17 protein-coding genes are annotated in these 21587 nt (G+C 33.0%); 9 read left to right on the top strand and 8 right to left on the bottom strand.

Annotated features, from left to right (window positions below; genetic code table 11):
* The first annotated feature begins 38 nt into the window (after nt 1-38).
* Together AAGD20_RS05850 and AAGD20_RS05845 are read left to right on the top strand one after the other, a co-directional pair.
* Nucleotides 39-1436, top strand: a complete 1398-nt coding sequence (locus AAGD20_RS05850) for a palindromic element RPE1 domain-containing protein (protein ID WP_341748788.1) — start codon at nt 39-41, stop codon at nt 1434-1436.
* A gap of 42 nt (nt 1437-1478) precedes the next feature.
* Nucleotides 1479-1715 carry a GapR family DNA-binding domain-containing protein gene (locus tag AAGD20_RS05845; RefSeq protein ID WP_094649222.1) on the top strand — a complete coding sequence of 79 codons (237 nt, stop codon included), beginning with the start codon at nt 1479-1481 and terminating at the stop codon, nt 1713-1715.
* 17 nt (nt 1716-1732) lie between these two features.
* On the opposite strand, the gene AAGD20_RS05840 is transcribed toward AAGD20_RS05845, so the two are convergent.
* Both AAGD20_RS05840 and AAGD20_RS05835 read right to left on the bottom strand, forming a co-directional pair.
* Nucleotides 1733-2974: an MFS transporter gene (locus AAGD20_RS05840; protein WP_341748787.1), complete on the bottom strand. Its 1242-nt coding sequence runs from the start codon at nt 2972-2974 to the stop codon at nt 1733-1735.
* A gap of 402 nt (nt 2975-3376) precedes the next feature.
* Nucleotides 3377-4108 (bottom strand): outer membrane protein, encoded by a 732-nt coding sequence (locus AAGD20_RS05835; protein WP_341748786.1) that lies wholly within the window; start codon nt 4106-4108, stop codon nt 3377-3379.
* A gap of 352 nt (nt 4109-4460) precedes the next feature.
* On the opposite strand from AAGD20_RS05835, the gene AAGD20_RS05825 reads away from it, so the two are divergent.
* The 6 genes from AAGD20_RS05825 to ftsY all read left to right on the top strand — a co-directional run bounded on the left by AAGD20_RS05825 (nt 4461) and on the right by ftsY (nt 11871).
* The gene (locus AAGD20_RS05825) at nt 4461-5960 is read left to right on the top strand and encodes an Npt1/Npt2 family nucleotide transporter (protein ID WP_341748785.1); all 1500 of its coding nucleotides are present in this window, start codon (nt 4461-4463) and stop codon (nt 5958-5960) included.
* 184 nt (nt 5961-6144) lie between these two features.
* Entirely contained in the window at nt 6145-6603 is a 459-nt protein-coding gene (locus AAGD20_RS05820; RefSeq protein WP_341748784.1) for a DNA polymerase III subunit chi, read from the top strand.
* A gap of 293 nt (nt 6604-6896) precedes the next feature.
* Nucleotides 6897-7778: a glycine--tRNA ligase subunit alpha gene (locus tag AAGD20_RS05815; RefSeq protein ID WP_094649462.1), complete on the top strand. Its 882-nt coding sequence runs from the start codon at nt 6897-6899 to the stop codon at nt 7776-7778.
* The gene (gene glyS, locus AAGD20_RS05810; RefSeq protein WP_341748783.1) at nt 7775-9787 is read left to right on the top strand and encodes a glycine--tRNA ligase subunit beta; all 2013 of its coding nucleotides are present in this window, start codon (nt 7775-7777) and stop codon (nt 9785-9787) included. The genes AAGD20_RS05815 and glyS overlap by 4 nt, the downstream gene beginning before the upstream one ends.
* A gap of 189 nt (nt 9788-9976) precedes the next feature.
* A complete protein-coding gene (locus AAGD20_RS05805) occupies nt 9977-10963 on the top strand; it encodes an L-threonylcarbamoyladenylate synthase (protein WP_341748782.1) in 987 nt (328 codons plus the stop codon).
* On the top strand, nt 10960-11871 hold the full coding sequence (gene ftsY, locus AAGD20_RS05800; protein ID WP_341748781.1) for a signal recognition particle-docking protein FtsY: 912 nt from the start codon (nt 10960-10962) through the stop codon (nt 11869-11871). The genes AAGD20_RS05805 and ftsY overlap by 4 nt, the downstream gene beginning before the upstream one ends.
* A gap of 479 nt (nt 11872-12350) precedes the next feature.
* On the opposite strand, the gene AAGD20_RS05795 is transcribed toward ftsY, so the two are convergent.
* Nucleotides 12351-12581, bottom strand: coding sequence for a transposase (locus AAGD20_RS05795; protein WP_341749472.1), 231 nt, complete (start codon nt 12579-12581; stop codon nt 12351-12353).
* 180 nt (nt 12582-12761) lie between these two features.
* On the opposite strand from AAGD20_RS05795, the gene AAGD20_RS05790 reads away from it, so the two are divergent.
* Nucleotides 12762-14453, top strand: coding sequence for an IS1634 family transposase (locus AAGD20_RS05790; RefSeq protein WP_341748631.1), 1692 nt, complete (start codon nt 12762-12764; stop codon nt 14451-14453).
* 174 nt (nt 14454-14627) lie between these two features.
* On the opposite strand, the gene AAGD20_RS05785 is transcribed toward AAGD20_RS05790, so the two are convergent.
* From AAGD20_RS05785 to rpoD, 5 genes are all read right to left on the bottom strand, one after another.
* A complete protein-coding gene (locus tag AAGD20_RS05785) occupies nt 14628-15788 on the bottom strand; it encodes a ComEC/Rec2 family competence protein (protein ID WP_341748780.1) in 1161 nt (386 codons plus the stop codon).
* A 59-nt stretch (nt 15789-15847) separates the two neighbouring features.
* Entirely contained in the window at nt 15848-17836 is a 1989-nt protein-coding gene (locus AAGD20_RS05780) for a sulfatase-like hydrolase/transferase (protein ID WP_341748779.1), read from the bottom strand.
* A 210-nt stretch (nt 17837-18046) separates the two neighbouring features.
* Nucleotides 18047-18901, bottom strand: coding sequence for an Rpn family recombination-promoting nuclease/putative transposase (locus tag AAGD20_RS05775; protein WP_341748778.1), 855 nt, complete (start codon nt 18899-18901; stop codon nt 18047-18049).
* 108 nt (nt 18902-19009) lie between these two features.
* On the bottom strand, nt 19010-19423 hold the full coding sequence (locus AAGD20_RS05770; protein WP_094649341.1) for a helix-turn-helix domain-containing protein: 414 nt from the start codon (nt 19421-19423) through the stop codon (nt 19010-19012).
* 246 nt (nt 19424-19669) lie between these two features.
* Entirely contained in the window at nt 19670-21586 is a 1917-nt protein-coding gene (gene rpoD, locus AAGD20_RS05765; protein ID WP_341748777.1) for an RNA polymerase sigma factor RpoD, read from the bottom strand.
* Between the last annotated feature and the right edge of the window lies 1 nt (nt 21587).

Below are 21587 nucleotides of genomic sequence, written 5' to 3'. Positions count from 1 at the left end.
GTATAAAAATCTGCTATATTTAAACAAAATTGATAATTATGGCATTACATTACATGAACAAGATTTATAAAATTCCGATATTTACACTATATTTGATATTAATTTGTCTCTTAATATTACCTATTAGACCTCTTGCAAAACTCGCTTATGCTGAGGAATTTGAAGGAGACGCGGAACGCAGAACCGCAGCGTACTCAAGTGTACGTGAGGATTCGAGTACCGCATCATTGTCCAAATTACCAGCAGAAGTAGAGTTAGGCAAGAGGTCTATTGTTACTGTTAAGGCAGAGTCTCCTGTTAAAGCAGTGACATCTAGCACAGAGGGAAATAATAATGTGATTCATCACCCTGATAGTAATGCAATAACCCTTGAAGCAAAGCAAGCAATAGTCATAGATTATGCTACAGGTAAAGTGTTGTTGGCAAAGAATGCTGATGAGCATATGTTTCCCTCATCAATGACCAAAATAATGACATCTTATCTTATTGAGGAGAAAATTCAAAAGGGCGAGGTGTCGTTTGATTCGCATTTTATTGTAAGTGAGAAAGCTTGGCGTATGGGAGGGTCAAAGTCTTTCATGCCTCTAGGTGAAATGGTACGTCTTGAAGATATTCTAAATGGTATTATTGTTCAATCAGGAAATGATGCTTGTATTGTAGCTGCTGAAGGATTGTACGGAACGGAAGAAAATTTTGTTGAGGCTATGAATTTACAAGCACAGAAAATAGGTATGAAGGATACTCATTTTGTTAATGCTAGTGGTTGGCCAGCAGAAAATCACTATAGCACTGCCTATGATCTTGCCATACTTAGTATGGCTCTTATTAAAAACCACCCGGAATTTTATCATATTTATAGTAAAAAATATTTTACTTTCGGTAAAGATCAAAAAGGTCGACCTATTACTCAAGGAAATCGTAATCTTTTATTATACAAAGATATTGGATGCGATGGTATTAAAACCGGTTTTACTGATAATGCGGGTTATGGCATGGTCACATCATGTATAGATGATGGGCGTCGCTATATTATGGTTGTTAACGGTCTTAGTTCTATGAAAAAGCGAGCGGATGAATCTCTAATGCTATTAGATTGGATTAAGCAAAACTTTATTCACAAAAAGTTTTATGCTAAAGGTGATATAATAGAAGAAACTGATGTATGGCTTGGTGTAAAGGATAAAGTGCAACTTGTAGCAGCAGAAAAGTTATCAATGGTTGTGCCACGTTCTAACCAAGAAAAAATTGATATAAAAATATCGATACCGCCAACTGTTTCAGCTCCTTTAAAGGCTGGGGATATTGTTGGTAAAATAACTGTAATTGTTGACAATGATGTGCAAGAAATAGCTCTTCTTGCTAAAGAATCCATTGACAAAGTAGGATTTTTGAAGAGAATAGCTTGTTACTTTAATTATTTATTTTTTAACAAATAATTTGGTAATTGGCATTTTACTAAACTTATAATATTTATAATTATGACAGAGATAATCGATTCACAAGATTTAATTGACACTATCAGTAAACTTGAGAAGCTAGAGGAAGAGAAAAACGAGTTAACTGATCTAATAAAGGATGCTTATGAAGAAGCTAAACATAAAGGCTATGATATTAAGATAATTAAGCATGTTCTGAAACTTAAGAAAAAAGACAAAGATGATCTTGCTGAAGAAGATAGCCTAATAGAAATATATCGTGGAGCGTTGAATATTTAACAATTATAGTCAAACCATTAACTTTTACGTATCTTTAAAAAGGCTAATACAAATAGCATGCTAAATAAGGTAGTGAATAAAAAAAGATTGGACCAATCCATATAGTTTGCACAAATACCGGATAAACAAGATAAAATAATACGTACAAAGGAGCTAAAAGAAGAAATAATTGAGTATTGCGTGGCGATCAATTCGCCATTACATAAACTAGAAAGATAAATAATAAGAGTGGTATTACCAAGTCCGCAACAGAAATTCTGTACAGTAATTGTTATAGTAAATATAACTAGATCATGACCTACTATAGATAAAAACATTAGCATTAAGGGGGATAGTAATTGTAGAATACCGCATATTAGTAAACCTCGAGATATCCCTACTTTTGTAGTTAGAATACCGCTAATAATTCCCCCTAAGGTCATTAGCATGAATCCATAGGTTTTTGAAATAGAGGCAATTTCTTGGGAGGTAAAGGACAAGTCAATAAATAAGGGAGAGCTCATTGCCATAGTAATTGAATCGCTTGCTTTATATAGAAAGACAAACAGCATAATGAATATCCAATTTGGATGGTGTCGTTTTAATAATAGTAAGCTATCACCAATGATTTTAGAATATTGGCTAAATGAAATTAAATTAGTAAAAATATGTTCAGTTTTTTTTGTAGCAGGCTCTTGCATGCATAAGATTATTAGTGGGGCAGCCATTGTTATAAAAAAGGTACATAGATATACGCAGTACCAATTAAAGAAGCAAGAGACATATAATGCTCCTGTACTATTAATCAGCATTCCTATGCGAAAACCAGTGCCACTAAAAGTTGTAGCAACTGAAAGCTCTTCCTTTGTTGCAGAGCGTTCTATACGATAGGCATCTAAAATAATATCTTGAGTTGCCGCACAACAAGAAATAGTAAAATTTAAAATGGCAGTAATAACGATGTTAACAGGGGGAGCTATAATTAAAAATCCACTAGTAGTAACTAATAAACATCCTTGTACAGCTAGTGCCCATCCTCGACGTTGACCAAATTTTTTACATATAATAGGTACAGAATATTTATCAATAAATGGTGCTAATATTGGTTTTAGGCAATATGGCATAGAGGTTAGAAACATTAAGCCAATAATATCAGTTGAATATCCTGCTTGTGATAATTGGTAATGAATAGTAAATGTGACCAATGAAAAATTTCCCCCCGCCACTATACCTAGCAAGAAGAAACAAATAAAATAAGAACTTATGCGATTAGTTAACATTCCGGAGTTATATCCACCTTTTTGGACAGTTATCTAACAAGTCTTCAGTGTTTAATGTATATAGTTAATTCAAGAGAAGTTGGTGACGTTGTCACTCATCGCTCCTAGCACCAAATTCTCCTGAATTAACTATAGTTAGTCTTGGAAGATTAAATATCACAATTTCCTTCTTATTTCAATATAACATCTGCAATTAAGTTAATTAAACTCGATAATCAAGTTTTTTTTGCAGATTTGAATAAAATATAGGACAATGGTTGTCATCCCTGCGAAAGCAGGTATCTAAAAATACCCTGAGGTATTATAGATTCCCGCCTACGCGGGAATGACAAGGGAAAGAAGCGGGAATGATAATAGTGAACGGGGATGGCAATAGTGTTTGTTATGCGGGTGAGTTATATATTATATATTAAATCTCATCCCAGCAATTATGTTATGAGTTCGATAACTAGTTTTATTTATTTCAACATCATTACATTTTGAAAATTTTGTTTGCCCATAATCTGCCAAGATATAGGCAACATCAATCCTTGCCTTTTCATTTAAACTAACAGACACTCCAGCAATTAGCTGATAAGCAAAATTATTAGCCTTCCTATTAACTGAAGAATGTTTTTGCAGTGGAACAAAATTTGCAGCAGTCGGAGCATCACGACCCAATACCTCACCTGTGGTTATTTTTTCTTTTATTTGAGCCATCCCAACACCTGCTCCTACAAAAACAGAAGGAGAGTTAGCATCAGTATTTAAATCAACATAACTATTGACCAACACTGAGGTTATTTGCCCCCTATGTGTTCTTTTTAAAGTTATAGGGGCGTCAATTGTTTTCTCAACTCCTAATACGTTATAAGTTCTAGTACTAGTATTAGTAGAAGAGCCTTCAAGTCTTGGATTAGTAAAACCAAATGTTAGATCAGCTCTAACATTATTTGTTAGATAATAACCTACACCAAGATTAACATCTCCCCCAAACAGAGGGGTCATTTTTATATCGAGGATTTTGTCTCTTGTTTTCTGTAATAAAGCTGCACCAACCTCAGCTTTCACATAAAGCTGCCCTTCACTTGCAAATGATATGCTAGAAATCAAGCTAATAAACGTTACAACTGGAATTGATAATAATCTTTTCATATATTTTTATTATTTAATTTCTTAATTGTAAAAAAAAATTATATAATTTTTAATTCTTTATGCAAGCTAAATCTAAATAGATTGACAGCAGCAACCTAATGGTATATAAGTCTTTAACCTTATGTTTTGCATGATAGCCTTAAGCAATTAACGGAAAACTCTTAAGAATAGTTTCAGCTTACTAAAAGATCACTCTTTAAGTTGATATATAGTCAATTGATGAGAAGTTGGGGACGTTGTCACTCGTCGCTCGCCTATTACTTATAGGCGTCGCTCCATCACTCCTAGCCCCAAATTCTCCTGAATTGACTATATCTGTTGAGTTTTTTTTTTGTCTTAGGGAATCTTTATTATGACTATTATAAAGTCAAATTCATTTAGCAGCAAATTCAGAACTATCTTTTGGCCTATCCATAATCATGAACTCGGGAAATTCATACCGATGTGTGGTTTGATGTTCTGCGTCTTATTTAACCAAAATATATTAAGAATTTTAAAAGATAGTATTTTAATTTCAGAGATTAGTGCTGAAGTAGTCAGTTTCACTAAAGTTTATTGTGTAACACCTGCAGCGGCTCTATTCGTTATAATCTATGCTAAGATGCTTAACCATTATAGTTTTGAGAGGATTTATGGCTATTTAATTACCTTTTTTATTAGTTTCTTTATTGTTTTTGCTTTCATCATTTATCCTAATGTCCATATTTTCCACATTAATCCAAGTTCGCTGGAACAAATTATGGGGAATTATCCTCATTTAAAATGGTATATAGCTTTAATTGGTAATTGGAGTTATGTGGTTTTTTATACATTATCTGAGCTTTGGCCGAATATCTTTTATGTTTTACTGTTTTGGCAGTTTGCTAATGAGCTTACTACAACAGAAGAAGCAAAAAGGTTTTACACTCTTTTTTCATTATTTGGTAATTCTGCTTTAATATTTGTTGGCTTTTTGATGTCAAACTTATCATCTGCTAACACTATAGCTAAGTATTTTTTTACCGTACCGGACAATAAAACTATATTGGTAAAAATATCAACAAGTTTCGTGGTAGTTGCAGCTATTATATCATATTTACTTGTAAGATTTATTAGCAAAAATGTTTTTACCAATCCAACATTTTATGCAAAGGCTAAATCTGCTAGATCGACTAAAGATGGAATGGGATTAATCGAAAGTTTTAGATATATCATAAGATCAAAATATTTATGGTTAATGCTAATTTGCTCTGCTGCTTTTGGTTTATCAATGAATTTGGTAGAAGCTGTATGGAAAGCAAAAATAAAAGAATTATACCCCACTGTTAATAGTTATGCAGAATTTAATAGTCTTTATATTCTTTGGACTGGGGTTACTATCATGATAATGACTATAATAGGCAACAATATAATGCGTAGTCATAGCTGGTTTGTGGCGGCTGTAATTTCGCCAATTATCATGATGGTTACTGGTACATTATTCTTTATTTTAATCGTGTTTGATCATCAAATATTGTCTCTATTTGACAGTGCTATTCTTATGACCCCACTGGCTCTTGCGGTATCAATTGGTGCTTTACAGAACATTCTAGTGAAAGGTACTAAATATTCAATTTGGGATACCTCTAAAGAGATGCTATATATCCCTCTAGACAAGGAGCTAAAAACCAAAGGTAAAGCAGCTGTTGACGTTATTAGCTCGAAAGTTGGTAAATCTTCGAGTGGATTAATACAGTCAGTTATTTTTACATTAGTACCAACAGCAACTTTTAGTTCTATTTCACCATTTTTAATGGTAGTATTTATCGTTGTTTGTATTACCTGGATTTACTCGGTAAGAAAAATATATTTTGAGTATAAGAAAATTGTCTAATCTATCAGGTTCTTATATATAATAGACCTCTTGCATAACCTAAAGATGATTGAGGAATTTTTAGGAAAAACGAAGTCGAGTACCGCAGCATACTATAGTCAATTCATGGGAATTTGGTGCTAGAAAACTGTCTCCTAGGATAATTACAAAAGATTTGTTTTCTAAGCCTTAAAAGAGAAAAATCATGCAACAATTTAGTTTTTATCACACTACTGAAGGATTAGTATATAAAACAAGCTGTCTTTTAGTAGAAAAATCTTACCATAGCAATTTGAGAATTGTGGTTTTAGTTCCAGATATTGAAGTACAAGAATCACTAAATAAGATGATATGGACTTATTCTAGAAAACAGTTTATTCCGCATGGTAGTAAACTTGATCCATTACCAGAAAAGCAACCAGTCTATATTACTCATCAGTTAGAGAATCCTAATCAGGCTACCATCCTAATAATTATTGCCCCATTTGATATACAAGAAATTTTTAATAACAAAAATTTTGCACATTTTCAGAGAGTAATTATAATATACGAGGCTTTAGATAATTTAAGTTTAATAATTAAAACAATAAATGAACTAACTATTGCAACACCGATAATTGATTGTTATAAACAGAGTCCAATGGGAACGTGGAGTAAGATTTAATATACTAATCAGGTTAGTATTAGTTCGTCATTGCGAGGAGCTGCTTTGCGGCGACGCGTCAATCTATAAAATAGATTAGAAAGGATTGCCGCGTCGCTACTAAAGTAGCTCCTCGCAATGACATATGTACCTATAATTCGTCATTGCGAGACCATGTAATGGTCGAAGCAATCCATTTTTAATCTCTTTTCTGGATTGCTGCGTCGCTACTAAAGTAGCTCTTCGCAATGACGAACTAATAGTAATCAGGTTAGCTATATTATTTTTTTGAAGGAACAAATAAATTTACCAATATGCAAAAATTATCATTTCAACAAATTATCATGACCTTGCAAAATTATTGGCAGGATTATGGCTGTGCAATTTTACAACCATATGATGCTCACGTTGGAGCTGGCACTTTTCACCCTGCCACTGTATTACGAACTCTTGGTAAAAAACCTTGGTTTGTAGCTTTTGTTCAACCTTCTCGGCGTCCTCATGATAGTAGATATGCCATGCATCCTAATAGAATGCAGCATTATTATCAATTTCAGGTTATACTAAAACCATCTCCTGACGATATACAACAACTATATTTAAAAAGCCTTGAATGTCTTGGTATAGATTTGCAAAAACATGATATTAGGTTTGTTGAAGATGATTGGGAGTCTCCTAGTCTTGGAGCTGCCGGACTTGGTTGGGAAGTATGGTGTGATGGTATGGAAGTATCGCAATTTACTTATATGCAACAAATTGGTGGTATTGATTGTCGCCCAGTGGCTGGTGAGATTACCTATGGTTTAGAGCGTCTGGCACTTTATATACAAGGTATCAATGAAGTTAAAAATATTGACTGGAATGGTCAGGTTGGAGAAAAAGCTTTAACCTATGGTGAAGTAGATTTTGCTGCTGAAAAGCAATTTTCTAAGTTTAATCTAGAATTAGCTGACACAGCAATATTATCTCAGCATTTTATTGATAGTGAAAAACAATGTAATGAATTAATTGCCGCAGATTTACCGTTACCAGCCTATGATTATTGTATTCAAGCTAGCCATCTTTTTAACCTGTTAAATGCTCGGGGAGTAATTAGCGTAACAGAGAGAGCCTCTTACATACTCAGGATACGTAATTTGGCAAAAATATGCTGTCATAAATGGTTAGAACTAGAAGATAAAGAAGAGTTGATATGAGTGAGTTATTATTAGAGCTTTTTAGCGAAGAGATACCAGCTTTGATGCAAAAAAATGCAGCCGAAGCTTATAAAACTATATTTACAACAATCTTACAGGAAAGTGAGATTGTTGCTGATGTTCAGGTATTTATTGGACCTAGGCGTATTGCTATATATATTACAAATTTACCGAAATTTATACCAGCAAAAGAAATTATCATAAGAGGACCAAAAGTTTCGGCAGCACAACAAGCTATAGAAGGATTTTGTCGAGCAAATAATATTGAGCAAAATAAATTGTCTACGCTATTAGTGCAAGGGCAATTATATTATATAATAGTAAAGAGTACCGCAGAAACCGATATACGAATATTATTGCAAGAGATAATTCCTAAAGCAATTAGTAAGTATATTTGGTCAAAATCTATGTATTGGGGGAATTATGATATAAGTTGGATTAGACCGCTTAGGAATATTTTATGTATATTTGATGGTGAAATACTAGCAATTAAATATGGGCATTTGACGGCAAATAATATTACTTTTGGGCATAGGTTTCTTAGTTCCGAACCGATTGTTATAGGCAGTTTTTCTGAATACCAGAATAAGCTACGGGAAAGTAATGTCATTATTGATCAACAAGAACGCAAGGAGATAATAAAAAATCAGCTATCAGAAATAACCAAACCACTTAATTTAGTAATAAAAGATGATGAGAGATTATTAGAAGAAGTAACAGGGCTAGTAGAATTGCCAGTAGTTATGGTCGGTAAAATACCTGAGATATTTTTAACGTTACCTAGTGAAGTACTGATTAGCTCAATGCGTACCCATCAGAAATATTTTAGTACTTTTGACCAGGCTGGTAATTTCGCTCCTTATTTTCTTTTTGTTAGTAATATGCGACATGATCAAAATATTATAGTAAGTGGTAACGAAAAGGTATTGGCTGCTAGATTATCTGATGCTTTATACTTTTATCAGCAGGATTTGTCTAACAGCTTAGAATCTAGATTATTAAAACTTGAGCAGATAACTTTCCACGCAAAGATTGGTAATATAAGACAAAAAACGGAGAGAATCGCTAATATTTGTAATTATATAATGTCAGGAAGTCAGGATTTGCAAATAGCAGCTAGAATTTGTAAAAGCGACCTAACAACTGAAATGGTAGGAGAATTCCCCGAATTGCAAGGTATTATGGGATATTATTACGCCAAATCTGAAGGGTTAAATGATCAGATTGCCTTGGCAATAAGAGACCATTATAAACCACAAGGTCCATCGGATAGTTTACCAATGGGGGATACTGCAATATTGGCTATTGCCGATAAATTGGATAGTTTAGTAGGTTTGATATTAATAGGAGAAGAACCAAGTGGCTCAAGAGATCCTTACTCACTTAGACGACAAGCATTAGGTATTATTAGGACAATTTTAGCTAATAAACTAACTATTAATATTAAGCAATTAGTGGCGTATGTAATTCAGCTATACTCTGAAGAGAACATAACATATAATAAAAGTAGTCAGATAATTTTAGAGTTTTTAGAAGAGCGAGCCAAGTATTATTTCAAGAATCATTATGATCTATCGTTAATTAATGCCGTGCTTGATTTTGATATTGAAGGAGATTTAATGATTAGCGAAATAAAGCTTAGTACTTTACAAAAATTTCTAGCTGGATCTGAGGGTAAGAATTTATTAACTATTTACAAAAGAGCAAATAATATATTAGAAGGTAATAATATAGCAGGAGATGTTAATCAGGAGGCTTTTATTTCACCATATGAGCAACAATTATTTTTATCGTTGGAAAACGTTTCTAAGCAAATAGACATATCCATTGCCGAAAAGGATTTTACTAAAGCATTGAGAGGACTACTGGAAATGTTGAAACCTATCAATGATTTTTTTGATAATTTGATGGTTAAAGATGAAGATCGTACAATTGCTAATAATCGTTTATTGTTATTAAAAATGGTTAGACAATTATTTAATAAATTAGCAAAATTTAGTGTTTTATGATTAGTACAAATGAATTAGATTGGTGTCTTAAACGCCATTGTGAGGAGTCGTTTTTTGGTTCAATCGTCATTGCGAGAAGCCACTTTGGTGGCGACGAAGCAATCCATATGATAAGCTTCATGGATTGCCACGCTCACGTACGTTCGCTCGTAATGACCTTTAAGTTAGGCAATTAGGGAAAGGAGATAAATGTTGACGACAAAATTACCCACTAAATTGAGTTATGTAGCAAGTCTATTAGATCAGGCTGCCAAATTTATTAAATCTGGTAATATAGTAGCCTTTCCCACAGAAACAGTATACGGACTTGGAGCAGATGCTAGTAACGAACAGGCTTGTCAGAAAATTTTTAAGGTAAAAAAGCGTCCAAGCATAAACCCTCTGATTGTTCACGTGGCAACCATGAGCCAAGCTAAAACTATCGGGGAATTTAATGCAGATGCTCTTAAATTAAGTGAAGTATTTTGGCCTGGACCTTTATCGATTGTTGTGCCATTAAAAAGTGAAGCCAATATCTCTAAATCAGTATTAGCCGGACTAACAACGGTTGCACTCCGTATACCATCGCATAATATTGCTTTGGAGCTAATAAGAAAATCTGACACACCGATAGCGGCACCTAGTGCTAACCCATCAGGTTACATTAGTGCTACTACTCTAGATCATGTAAAAGAGCATTTTTCAGGTGAGAAAGATGTTTTTATTTTAGAAGATAATTCGAGTGATTATAAGTGTCAATATGGTATAGAATCAACCATAGTAGATAGTACTACTAATAACTTAACTATTTTGCGAGACGGTTTTATTACGTTGGAAGCGTTAGAGAAGGTTCTTGGTAAGAAAATAGACAAAGCTCCTTCCTTGATACAAATTAAAGCCCCAGGGATGATCAATAAACATTACTCACCAAAAGTGAAAATGAGACTGAATGCAGAGAGTTTGGAAGCTAATGAGGTAGGTCTTAATTTTGCTAATAGTAAGCTGGATGGCAATTTCTCGCTTAATTTAAGTTTAACTGGAGACTTAATTATCGCTGCTAGCAACTTATTTGCCAGTCTTAGAATATTGGATAATTATGCAGAATTAAATGGATTAGCAATTGCCGTTGCCTCTATCCCACAAATTGGTATCGGTGTTGCAATTAATGACAGACTTAAAAGAGCGGCAATAAAATGACCTCTATATTTACTAAATTAAAACAGGTATTAGTCAATAGTTCTAATAAAATATCTTCGGGCATTGACCAAATATTTTATAAAAAAAAACTAGATGAGCAAACTTTAAGTGAATTAGAGGAGTTGTTAATATCGGCAGATATAACTGCTTCTGTGGCAATAGAACTGGTCAATAAACTAAGAATTATCAAATTTGATAAAGAAGTAAGTAGCTTGGTAATCAAAGAGCAGCTTGCCAACATTATCGAGCAATTATTGATCAAGGCTAGTAAAAATTTTGAATTACACGATAAAAAGCTTAATGTCATATTAGTCTGTGGCGTTAATGGTTCAGGAAAAACTACCACCATAGGTAAGCTGGCTAGTATTTATCGTAAACAAGGTAAGAAAGTAGCAATTGCCGCTTGTGATACATTTAGAGCCGCCGCTGTCAATCAATTATCTAGCTGGGCTGATAAAAGTGGTTCAATGTTTATCACCGGCGAAGAATCAGCTGAACCTGCTAGTGTTGCTTATCTTGCTATGCAGTCTTCCATAAAAAATGATGTGGATATATTATTTATTGATACAGCTGGTAGGTTACATAACAAGAAGAATTTGATGGAAGAACTTGCCAAAATTGTTAGGGTTATTAAGAAAATTGATGATAAAGCTCCCCACCATAGTATATTAGTAATTGATGCAACTACTGGACAAAATATCTATAACCAAGTCGAGCAATTTACCGCTATTGCTAATATAACAAGTCTGATAGTTACTAAATTAGATGGTACGGCAAAAGCTGGTGTAGTGGTTGGTGTGGTGCAAAAATTCGCCTTACCAGTATGTTTTTTAGGGATAGGAGAGAAGGTAGATGATTTAAAGCCGTTTGATCCGGCTGCATTTGCTAGTAGTTTAGTAGGGAATTAAATTGGCATCATTGCGGGGAGCTACTTTAGAACAATGAAGCAATCCATAACAAAAATTCAGATGTCATCCCTGCGAAGGCAAGGGGCTAGATTCTCGCCTACGCGGGAATGACAATTTATGGATTGCTTAGCTTTAGGAGGCTGTCTCCGATAACTAATTAATTAGTTATTGCAGGCAACCTCCTAGGAAATGAAAGAAAATAAGCAATATCGCAAAAATAATGAAAACAGCTATTAGTGGAACAAAAAAATCTGTTATATTATAGATATAACCGAATTTAGAGTAACTTGTTATACCGAATTCAGGTTATAGTTAATTCGATATAATTACTAATTAACAGGCACAATATGGCAGATATACTCAATTAACCTGAAGAGTTGCAGAAATGGTTAACGGTAATAGTTTGGAAATTATCATTTATTAAGGTACGTAACCTATCTTTATAATTGCCGATGTTGCTAAAAAATTTGTTTATTGCTTCAGAAAATTGTTCGAAATTGGTAACTAGCATTATCACAGATTAAATATATTTTTTCCTTGTCACTATTCTCCTCTTCCAATCTCTGTAGGAAATTAACTACCTGCTCCCCATTTATTTTGGGGTTCTCTGTGCTTACTAACTGTAAATTAACTAGGTTAATAGCACCAATCATGTGCTTTCTTCTCCAGCCATTGAATGTTGGTAAGGTTTTATCTTGGTTCTTTCTTATCCAACCGCACCTTGCCCCTGACTTCGGAAAATAGTTAAAGATAAGTGTATAGAAAAAGCAGGAGAAAAAAGGTTTTGTTAATTAGAGGGCGTTTGTTGTGCCTCCATATATTTTTATTATTGACATACAATATTTTAGTAGATATACTAACCAACAATTAGTTTTAAATATGCTACTGATATGTTCGTTAGAGTCAAAAAATCTGCTACCCGTAATGTTAACGCTGTTCAACTAGTAGAAGGGATACGCGATCCCATAACTAATAAAGTAAAACAACGGGTTGTTCGACATATTGGCAGTGCATCAGACCAAGAAGAAATAACTAAATTAATAGAGCTTGCTGAATTCATTAAGGTTGAAATCACTAGTAGCACTCAACCTAATCTTATCCCAGACAAGGATATAGTATCGATGGCGATGTCATCTAGACAGCGGTGCGAGAAAGAACAAATACAACCACAACCTATTGATGATATCAGCAATTTACGTAGTCAAGGAAGCACTATCATTGGCATTCATGAGGTGTATGGAAAAATTTATGACCAACTTGGTTTTAATAAAATCTTACCCAATCCTGCCAGGGAAGTGTCGAGCATAAACATAATACGCAATGTTGTTTTAGCTCGTATTGCTAACCCAACTAGTAAGCGTGAAACAGTCAATTTATTGGTCAATAATTATGGAGTAGATTTAAAGCTTGATTCGGTATACAAAACTATGGATAAAATAGATGATAAGGTGGTTGAGAAAATCGAGCAGTGTGCTTTACTTAGCAGTCAAAAGTTGTTTAAAGAAAAAATCGATGTACTATTTTATGATGCAACTACTCTTTATTTTGAATCATTTACTGAAGATGAGTTGAAGAGTAAGGGGTTTAGTAAAGATCATAAATTCAATGAAGTACAGGTAATGCTGAGCATTTTTGTTACTAATAATGGTATTCCAATCGGTTATGAGATATTTCCTGGAGCGACCTATGAAGGTCATACTTTATTGAAAGCTTTAGATAGCTTGAAAGGCAGGTTTGCTATTGATAAAGTAGTGTTTGTAGCAGACAGCGGTATGTTGAATAATGAAAATTTAGCTCTATTAGAACAAGCTGGCTATCAATATATAGTAGGTGCCAAAATTAAGAATATGACTAAGGATATTACAGCTAAAATCTTAAATAGTGATGATTATCAGCCATTAACCGTTGATGCAGAAGAATATAAGGGAAAAATAATTGAACTAGCTGAAAAGGGTCGCAAACTGATTATGAGCTATAGTAGCAAAAGGGCTTATAAAGATGCTCAAGATAGAGAGCAAGCATTGAAGAAATTAATGAAAAAAATGAACAGAAGTAAAGGAGTTAAGTCGTTAATTTCTGCTAGTGGTTATAAAAAATATTTAATAATTAATAATAATGATAAGTTTGCAGTAAACGAGCAAAAGATAGAGGAAGATAGCAAATGGGACGGTTTGCATGGAGTTATTAGTAACCTAGAAAATGTTGATATAGCGTATATATTGTCTCGTTATAAAGGATTGTGGCAAATTGAAGAAACATTTAGAGTTAGTAAACACGATATTAAGATTAGACCAATTTATCATTGGAGTCCTAGTAGAATCAAGGCACATATTGCTTTATGTTTTATGGCGTTAGTATGTATCAGGCATTTAGAATATCGGGTAAATTTACAGTCAATTAAACTATCACCGGAACGATTACGTAAAGCACTAATTGGGGTGGAAATTACCAGTGTAGTACACATTAAAGATAAAAGAGTATTTGGCATTCCATCCCCGGTATCAGATGAGGCAAAGATTATTTATAAGGCAATGAATTTACCGATTAGCACTATTCCTTATTTAATATCATCAGGAGAGTAAAAGAAATAATCAAGTAGTAAAGGTAATAATTATTATAGGATTATTTTGAAATTTTTATATTCGAACAAATAATTTGTTGTGCCTGGAAATTTTATCATTTCCTGAGCTGTCAGCCACTTTTTGGCACAACAACACTGAAGTCGGGAGAGAAGAAATTAACAGCAATTCCGACTCCTAGTTCGCTTTTGCCCCGTTTCTGTAATTTAACCCTAATACTGCGACAAAAGATAATTGGAAGCTTGGGTGAAATATATATTCTGGATTCATTGATAATATGACGAACGCCGCAATTGCTAATGACCTTAGAGGGTATGGCTTGCGTCCTATCATAACCGCATAAATAAAGATTGCTGTCATAATGAAGGCTCTGGTAGCAGCAATTTGCATGCCACTTAGTTGCAAATAACCATAGCTTCCTATTAAAGAACAAATTGCTGCAATTAACTTTATGTCATAATTATAAGCAATATAGTTTGATAAATTTAACAAGAATCTGGTGGATATAAAAAACAGCATCGCTACCAATGATAAATGTAAGCCGGAAACGCAAAGTATATGGGATATACCGCTTTGTCTCATTTCTTTCATTAATTTTCGATCGATGGCTTTGCTTTCACCTAGTAATATTGCAGCAGCGAAATTACCTTTTATAGAACCAAGTATTTGAATCAGGCGGTTGTAAATATTTTTTTTAATTTTATAGACAAAACTATTAGTGTAAAGATCACTATGTGCTATAATTTTAAGGGGGGACAGTGCATAGCCAGTAGCATTAATATCCGCTAAATATGCATAAAAGCCAAAATCATAACCACCCGGCAGAATACTGCTTTGTGGTTTATAAAGCCTTGCCACTAGGCTAATATTATCGTTAATATTAATTTTTTGGGCATATTTTGCCGGCATACTTATTCTGACTTTTTGTAAAACTTGTTTAAGTTTCTGAATTTTTACTTGATATAATATAACCTGCATACCATGAGTAGTTGGTTTCATCGATTCTACGATACCGCTTACTCTTGAGATTATTGGATTGTTAATAGTACTAACATGTAAATTTGATACGCGATATTTGCCAACTAGCATACCACAAAAAAAGGCGATAATTATTCCCGAAATAAATCGCCCAAATATATTGTTTCTTAAAATTAGTAGCGATAAGGAAATTGTGAAAATAGTTAGAATAGATATAAAAGAAGGTTCCTTACTTAAGGTAAAATAAGTACCAATACCACAAATGAAACTAACAAAATACCAAAGATTGAGATGGTGATATTCTTGTTCTAAAATGCTTGTGAAAAAATTAAGAGTTAATTTGTAGTTTCTCAGGATCATCGCACCGAATAGCAGAGTTACTTTTAAGATACTCTACTATTAGATGCAAATCAAGTAATCTATTCCCTCATTTCACCATGAATATATAAATCATAAGCTATCTGATAAAAACTAATAGCTTCTTCTACTAGACGAGGAATATTATCAATCTCTATTTTATAGTCAATTGATGAGAAGTTGGGGACGTTGTCGCTCAATGCTCGCCTATTAGTTATAGGCGTCGCTCCATCGCTCCTAGCCCCAAATTCTCCTGAATTGACTATATCTTCATCAACTAATTTATAAGTTTTTGGTTGCTCCTGTGGGCGTAAGATAATTAAATGATTATCCTTCATAAACCCAAGCAATTGGTAAGTACTGATAAAAGCCCTGTTTGCCGGCGTATTTAATATATCTTGACCAAAAAATTTACTATTATATGAAAAATTTAATAATCCCAAAATAGTAGGGGCAATATCAATTTGACTTGATAAATTATCAACTATCTGTGGTTTTAATATATTAGGAGCATATATTAATAGAGGTATGTGATATTTATTAATTGGTAAATCAGTTTTACCAGCACTTGACGCACAATGGTCAGCCGTGATAACAAAGATAGTATTATCAAACCAGGGGTGAGTTTTGGCTAATTCAAGAAACCTACCAATAGCATAGTCGGTGTATTTAACTGCTGCATTACGCCCACTACCAGACAGCAAATCAATTCTACCTTCGGTGAAAGTATAAGGGCGATGATTAGAGGTAGTCATAATTAATGAGAAAAAGGCTTTGCCTTGATGGTAATTTTGATCAGCTAACTCCAGTGCTTTTATTAGTATATCCTCATCCGCTACTCCCCAAATATTAGCAAAACTTATCTCATTGGATTTTAGATTGCCTCGATCAATTATGTTATAACCATTACCGTGAAAATAATTTTGTAAATTATCAAAGTAGCTATAGCCACCAAATAGGAAATTAGTAACATAGCCTTGATTCCTAAAAATAGTAGCTATATTAAATAGTGACTGATTCTCAGGGCGGCGGATAATGGATGAACCAGGAGTTGGTGGTACTGATAAAGTAATAGCCTCTAAACCTCTTACTGTTCTAGTGCCTACTGCATATAGATTGGTAAAAAATATGCTTTGCTCAGCTAATCTATCTAAATTTGGTGTAATATTTTGTTGATTGCCAAATTTACCCATGAATTCGCTACTAAGACTTTCTACGGTAATAAATATAATATTATATTTTTTATTATTAGAAGAATTAGCTTTGATATAACGTGCTATAGTAGAGTCATCTGAGTATAGTTCTTCATTTTTTGATAAACTGTTGCGAACAATATCTAAAGCCCGTTTTTTATCAATTACTGGATAAAAACTATTATAATCCAAACTATTATTAAAAAAGGCAGAGAAAAACTGATAATGACCATTTTCAGCAAGTTCGATAGCATATTTATTAGAATTTATATCAATTTTATTAGGGTTATAAAAATAAAAAGCCAGTAGGCTAAAGAAAAATAGCATTATCGTGCAGAGAATATATTTCTTACTATTTATTATAGTACTTGCTTGATTAATTATATATTTTCTCAAGTAAAAATTAATCAATAGTGCAATCACTATAATAGCTAGTAATATTTCTATATAGGGCAAAGATTCTTTTACAGTACCAATAATTTCATTGGTATAAATTAAATAATCTACCGCAATAAAATTAAATCTAACACCGAACTCATCCCAAAAAATAATCTCGGCAATGGTAATAAATATTAATAGAGCAATAGTACAGAAATAACCAATAAAGCAACAGCTTAAATACAACAATTTATGCCGAGCCAATAATTTATGGAAGCCAATGATCAGCAGTAAAATTATCGGTAAAAAATAACAAAGAGATATTAGATCATTAAGAGTACCAATAACAAAAATTGACACTAGATCAGATATGGTTATTTGTTGTTGCCATAAAGCGTATGAGCTTAATAGGACGCGGGTAATAAACTGAAATATTAGATAAATTCTAACAATAGGAAAATTGAACAATGTTTTTATCATCTAATAAGAGCAAAAAAGCCTGGGAGGCTTATAAATACTGCTATCCCCTCTGGTTAATTAAATCAGGTTTTAATAGTATAGAAAATTTTATTACTTGTCAATTTATAGCTAATCAGATTTTGAATTTTTTGATTACTCAATGCCACTGTTTGATACATTGACTATACATATTTCCTTCGGCATATTAGCAGTTACTTCTTTGCTCATAGGCTATTCTTCTTTTAACTTCTTTATTTCTTCAATGGTTAGTTCGGTTAATTTACTTATATCTTCCATAGGATAGCCTTCTTTCAGCATTTTCTTTGCTATAACTATAGCGTTTTCTTTAATACCTTCAGCTTTGCCTTTAGCTTCACCTTCTTTAAAGCTTTCTTCTAAAACAATATCTTCCGCATCTTCCTGCAATTTGCATCTTACATATAAGTCGTATTCTGCTGGTGTTAGTCCATGCATCTCGATAACATGGTAAGCTTCTAATACCTTACTACTTTTAATTCCTACAGGGGGGGTATTTTCTTTTGTTGCATATTTAAATAGATGTAACCACTCATCGGCAATACTCAATAATGGTTGCTTAATATCTTTAAATTTTTTAAGCTCTATAAAGACATACGATATATCAAATATGTGTTGCTGTTTCTTAGTTGTTGTCTCAATAGTTTTATGAAAACTTATATATGGTACTTCTTCAGCAAATATTTTTGATTTCATTAATGATATTACTACTATCGGTAATAAATCATTGTGAGTCACCCCTTCTGTAAGTTGTTGAACATATGAATGAGCAGAATAATATTGTAATCTTTTTAAATAATCGGTTTCATTTCTTTTCTGCATCTCGATAATGTACCAATGATCTGACTCATCTTTAACTTTCAAATCAAATACACTTCTCTTACCTTGATGAATTCTAGGTAGGTGTTCTAATGAAAGAAAGTTGATTTCCTTAATTCTATGCTTTTCAGGTAAATCAAGAATACTATTAAGAAATTCTTTTAGCCTCTCCAGATCACTAAAGATTTTCTTAAATAGACTATCATTTGTTGGGTCTAAATATTTTTGCATATCAACTACTTCCTTCTATATGCTCGATGTTCTTCAAGAAAGATAGTGTAATCACTTTCCTGCAGAACGAAATCCATAAATACCAAGAGGTATGCTTATCGGATAAAATTAAGGTTTGTGATATTTCTCAATCATCCAATCTACAAATGTACTATCAACAGACTGTTTTTTCAGAGCATATTCATATATTTCTTTTATTAGGGCTGTAAGATTAGTAAATGAAAAGTTTAAATTTTTTTCAATTAACATATTAATTGTTATACTAGTAGCCTTGCTAAAGATTTTCATCTGCTCAACAGTTAGCACCTCAAGGTTTATTTCACTGTCAACAATAAGAGCTTCCAAATTAACATCTAAGGCTTTGGCAATTAATTGCAAATTACTAGCACTAGGATTTTTTGAGCTACCATACAAAATGCTATAAACAGTATTTCTACTTATTCCAGTTTTCTTTTCTATTTCTACAGCATTAATATTTTTTTGAATCATTAATGAGTTAAGTTTGGTCTGTAAGTTTACCATATATAACACTTTATTTGTAAAAATTGATATATGTCAATTGATGAGAAATTGGTGAAGCCTTCGCTCAATGCTCGCCTATTACTCATAGGCGTCCTCATCGTTCATGCTACCCAATTCCCCTGAATTGACTATATTTAAATATTAAGGTATCTCAATCAAAAAGTAAACAAATAATAATTTATTAATTTATATTTGATTATAATAAATACAAATTATCAAAAATCCTATGCAAATTATCCACAAAAATTATCCACCAAAAGCAGATTCAGAAGAATTATTTTGCTTTCTAGAACCACCACGAAAGCTACTAAGTTTTTTAGATCTAGTTGGATGTTTCAATTTACGTAGTGCTTTGGACTCTATTTGTCTAATACGTTCCCTAGTAACGTTGAATTGCTGCCCTACTTCTTCCAATGTATGATCAGTATTCATCCCTATACCGAATCTCATTCTTAGAACTCTTTCTTCACGAGGAGTAAGGGTTGCTAATACTCTAGTTGTGACCTCCCGTAAGTTCGATTGAATTGCCGCATCAAGTGGTAATATAGCATTTTTATCTTCAATAAAGTCTCCCAAATAGCTACCATCATCATCGCCTACTGGATTTTCCAAGCTAATTGGTTCTTTAGCTATCTTCATCACTTTACGTACTTTATCAACTGGCATAGAAAGGCGAGCGGCAATTTCTGCTGGAGTTGGTTCATAACCTAACTCATTCAACATCTGCCTAGAAGTACGGATAATTTTATTAATGGTCTCAATCATATGCACAGGAATACGTATGGTTCTAGCTTGATCAGCAATAGCTCTAGTAATAGCTTGTCTAATCCACCAAGTAGCATAAGTAGAAAATTTATACCCCCGACGATACTCAAATTTATCAACTGCCTTCATTAACCCAATATTTCCTTCCTGAATTAAATCTAAAAACTGCAATCCACGATTTGCATATTTTTTAGCAATCGAGATAACTAGACGAAGATTAGCTTCTATCATAGCCTTTTTTGCCCGAAGAACCTGTCTTTCACCTTTTTGTATGGTATGCACTAATTTTTTAAATTCAATAATTGGCAAACCGCTAATCACTTCCATGCTTCTTAATTCGCTAATCATTTGATCCGTGACATCAGATTCTTTAGCAAGGAAGTTCCTCCAATTAGCATTTTTATTTTTTTGCATTTGCCTTTTCCAATTCTCATCAATTACTGCTCCCATATATTCACTTAGGAAAGATTGACGAGTTACGCCATATTTTTCAGCTAATTTAAGAAAATTTCCTTCTTTATGCACTAATTCTTTATTCAGACTATATATTCTATTAAGAATTTCCTCCGTTCTTTTAGAGTGAAAATGGATAGCAGAAATTTCAACAATTATTAATTGTAAATTCTTGGCATATTTTTTGTTATCTTGCAACCCCTTAGGTTGAGGATAACGTGCATAATGTTTTTTTGCTTCAACTAACAACTCCTCAGAAAGTTTAGCAATTTTTTCCATACGCTTGACAACAGCAGGTAATAACTGTAATTCAATAGTAGCTATTGATAAATTACTAGCTTCTTCATGCTCTTCATGGTCTGATTCCAGATCGTTATTATGATTTTCTTCAGAATTACCACAATATTCGTGAACCATATTAGCTTCTAAATCAATCAAATCTCGAAGTAAGATTTTTTCATTAGCTAAATCCTCATGCCATTTAATAAAGAATTTCATCGATATTGGATTTTCACAAAGTGATTTAACCATTATCTCTTTGCCTTCCTCAATATCTTGAGCTACTTCTATTTCAGCCTCACGAGAAAAGAGCCCTACTCCACCCATATCTCGTAAATATAATCTTACTGGATCATCGGTTGAGCCTATATTTTCTTCTTCACTGTCATCCTCAGGCTCACTATCAACATTATTAGATAGTTTAAATTCTTCATCTACATTAATATCAAGTTTAATCTCATCTTCATCGCCTTCTATAATATCAACTCCAGCCTCAGAAAACTTTGATATTACCTTTTCTAGATCATTTACTGATATATTATTAGTGATTGGAATAACTTTATTTATATCATAATAAGTAACTGCCTTACCTTTTGCTTTGGCTGATTTAACTAAGTTATCAACTGCTTCGCCTTTTTCATCTATATTCTTTTTCACTTCTGTCATA

The sequence above is a fragment of the Candidatus Tisiphia endosymbiont of Sialis lutaria genome (genome assembly GCF_964026535.1).
In the GTDB taxonomy this organism is placed as follows: domain Bacteria; phylum Pseudomonadota; class Alphaproteobacteria; order Rickettsiales; family Rickettsiaceae; genus Tisiphia.
Note: the sequence above shows the minus strand (reverse complement) of the source record. Positions and strands in the feature narration are given on the sequence as shown.

Excerpts from the sequence above, each read along its gene's own strand:
- AAGD20_RS05805 (WP_341748782.1), top strand. The coding sequence starts at position 9,977 with ATGTTGACGACAAAATTACCCACTAAATTGAGTTATGTAGCAAGTCTA.
- AAGD20_RS05815 (WP_094649462.1), top strand. The coding sequence starts at position 6,897 with ATGCAAAAATTATCATTTCAACAAATTATCATGACCTTGCAAAATTAT.
- AAGD20_RS05835 (WP_341748786.1), bottom strand. The coding sequence starts at position 4,108 with ATGAAAAGATTATTATCAATTCCAGTTGTAACGTTTATTAGCTTGATT.
- AAGD20_RS05845 (WP_094649222.1), top strand. The coding sequence starts at position 1,479 with ATGACAGAGATAATCGATTCACAAGATTTAATTGACACTATCAGTAAA.
- rpoD (WP_341748777.1), bottom strand. The coding sequence starts at position 21,586 with ATGACAGAAGTGAAAAAGAATATAGATGAAAAAGGCGAAGCAGTTGAT.
- AAGD20_RS05770 (WP_094649341.1), bottom strand. The coding sequence starts at position 19,423 with ATGGTAAACTTACAGACCAAACTTAACTCATTAATGATTCAAAAAAAT.
- AAGD20_RS05820 (WP_341748784.1), top strand. The coding sequence starts at position 6,145 with ATGCAACAATTTAGTTTTTATCACACTACTGAAGGATTAGTATATAAA.
- AAGD20_RS05775 (WP_341748778.1), bottom strand. The coding sequence starts at position 18,901 with ATGCAAAAATATTTAGACCCAACAAATGATAGTCTATTTAAGAAAATC.
- AAGD20_RS05785 (WP_341748780.1), bottom strand. The coding sequence starts at position 15,788 with ATGATCCTGAGAAACTACAAATTAACTCTTAATTTTTTCACAAGCATT.
- AAGD20_RS05790 (WP_341748631.1), top strand. The coding sequence starts at position 12,762 with ATGTTCGTTAGAGTCAAAAAATCTGCTACCCGTAATGTTAACGCTGTT.
- AAGD20_RS05850 (WP_341748788.1), top strand. The coding sequence starts at position 39 with ATGGCATTACATTACATGAACAAGATTTATAAAATTCCGATATTTACA.
- AAGD20_RS05780 (WP_341748779.1), bottom strand. The coding sequence starts at position 17,836 with ATGATAAAAACATTGTTCAATTTTCCTATTGTTAGAATTTATCTAATA.
- AAGD20_RS05840 (WP_341748787.1), bottom strand. The coding sequence starts at position 2,974 with ATGTTAACTAATCGCATAAGTTCTTATTTTATTTGTTTCTTCTTGCTA.
- ftsY (WP_341748781.1), top strand. The coding sequence starts at position 10,960 with ATGACCTCTATATTTACTAAATTAAAACAGGTATTAGTCAATAGTTCT.
- AAGD20_RS05825 (WP_341748785.1), top strand. The coding sequence starts at position 4,461 with ATGACTATTATAAAGTCAAATTCATTTAGCAGCAAATTCAGAACTATC.
- glyS (WP_341748783.1), top strand. The coding sequence starts at position 7,775 with ATGAGTGAGTTATTATTAGAGCTTTTTAGCGAAGAGATACCAGCTTTG.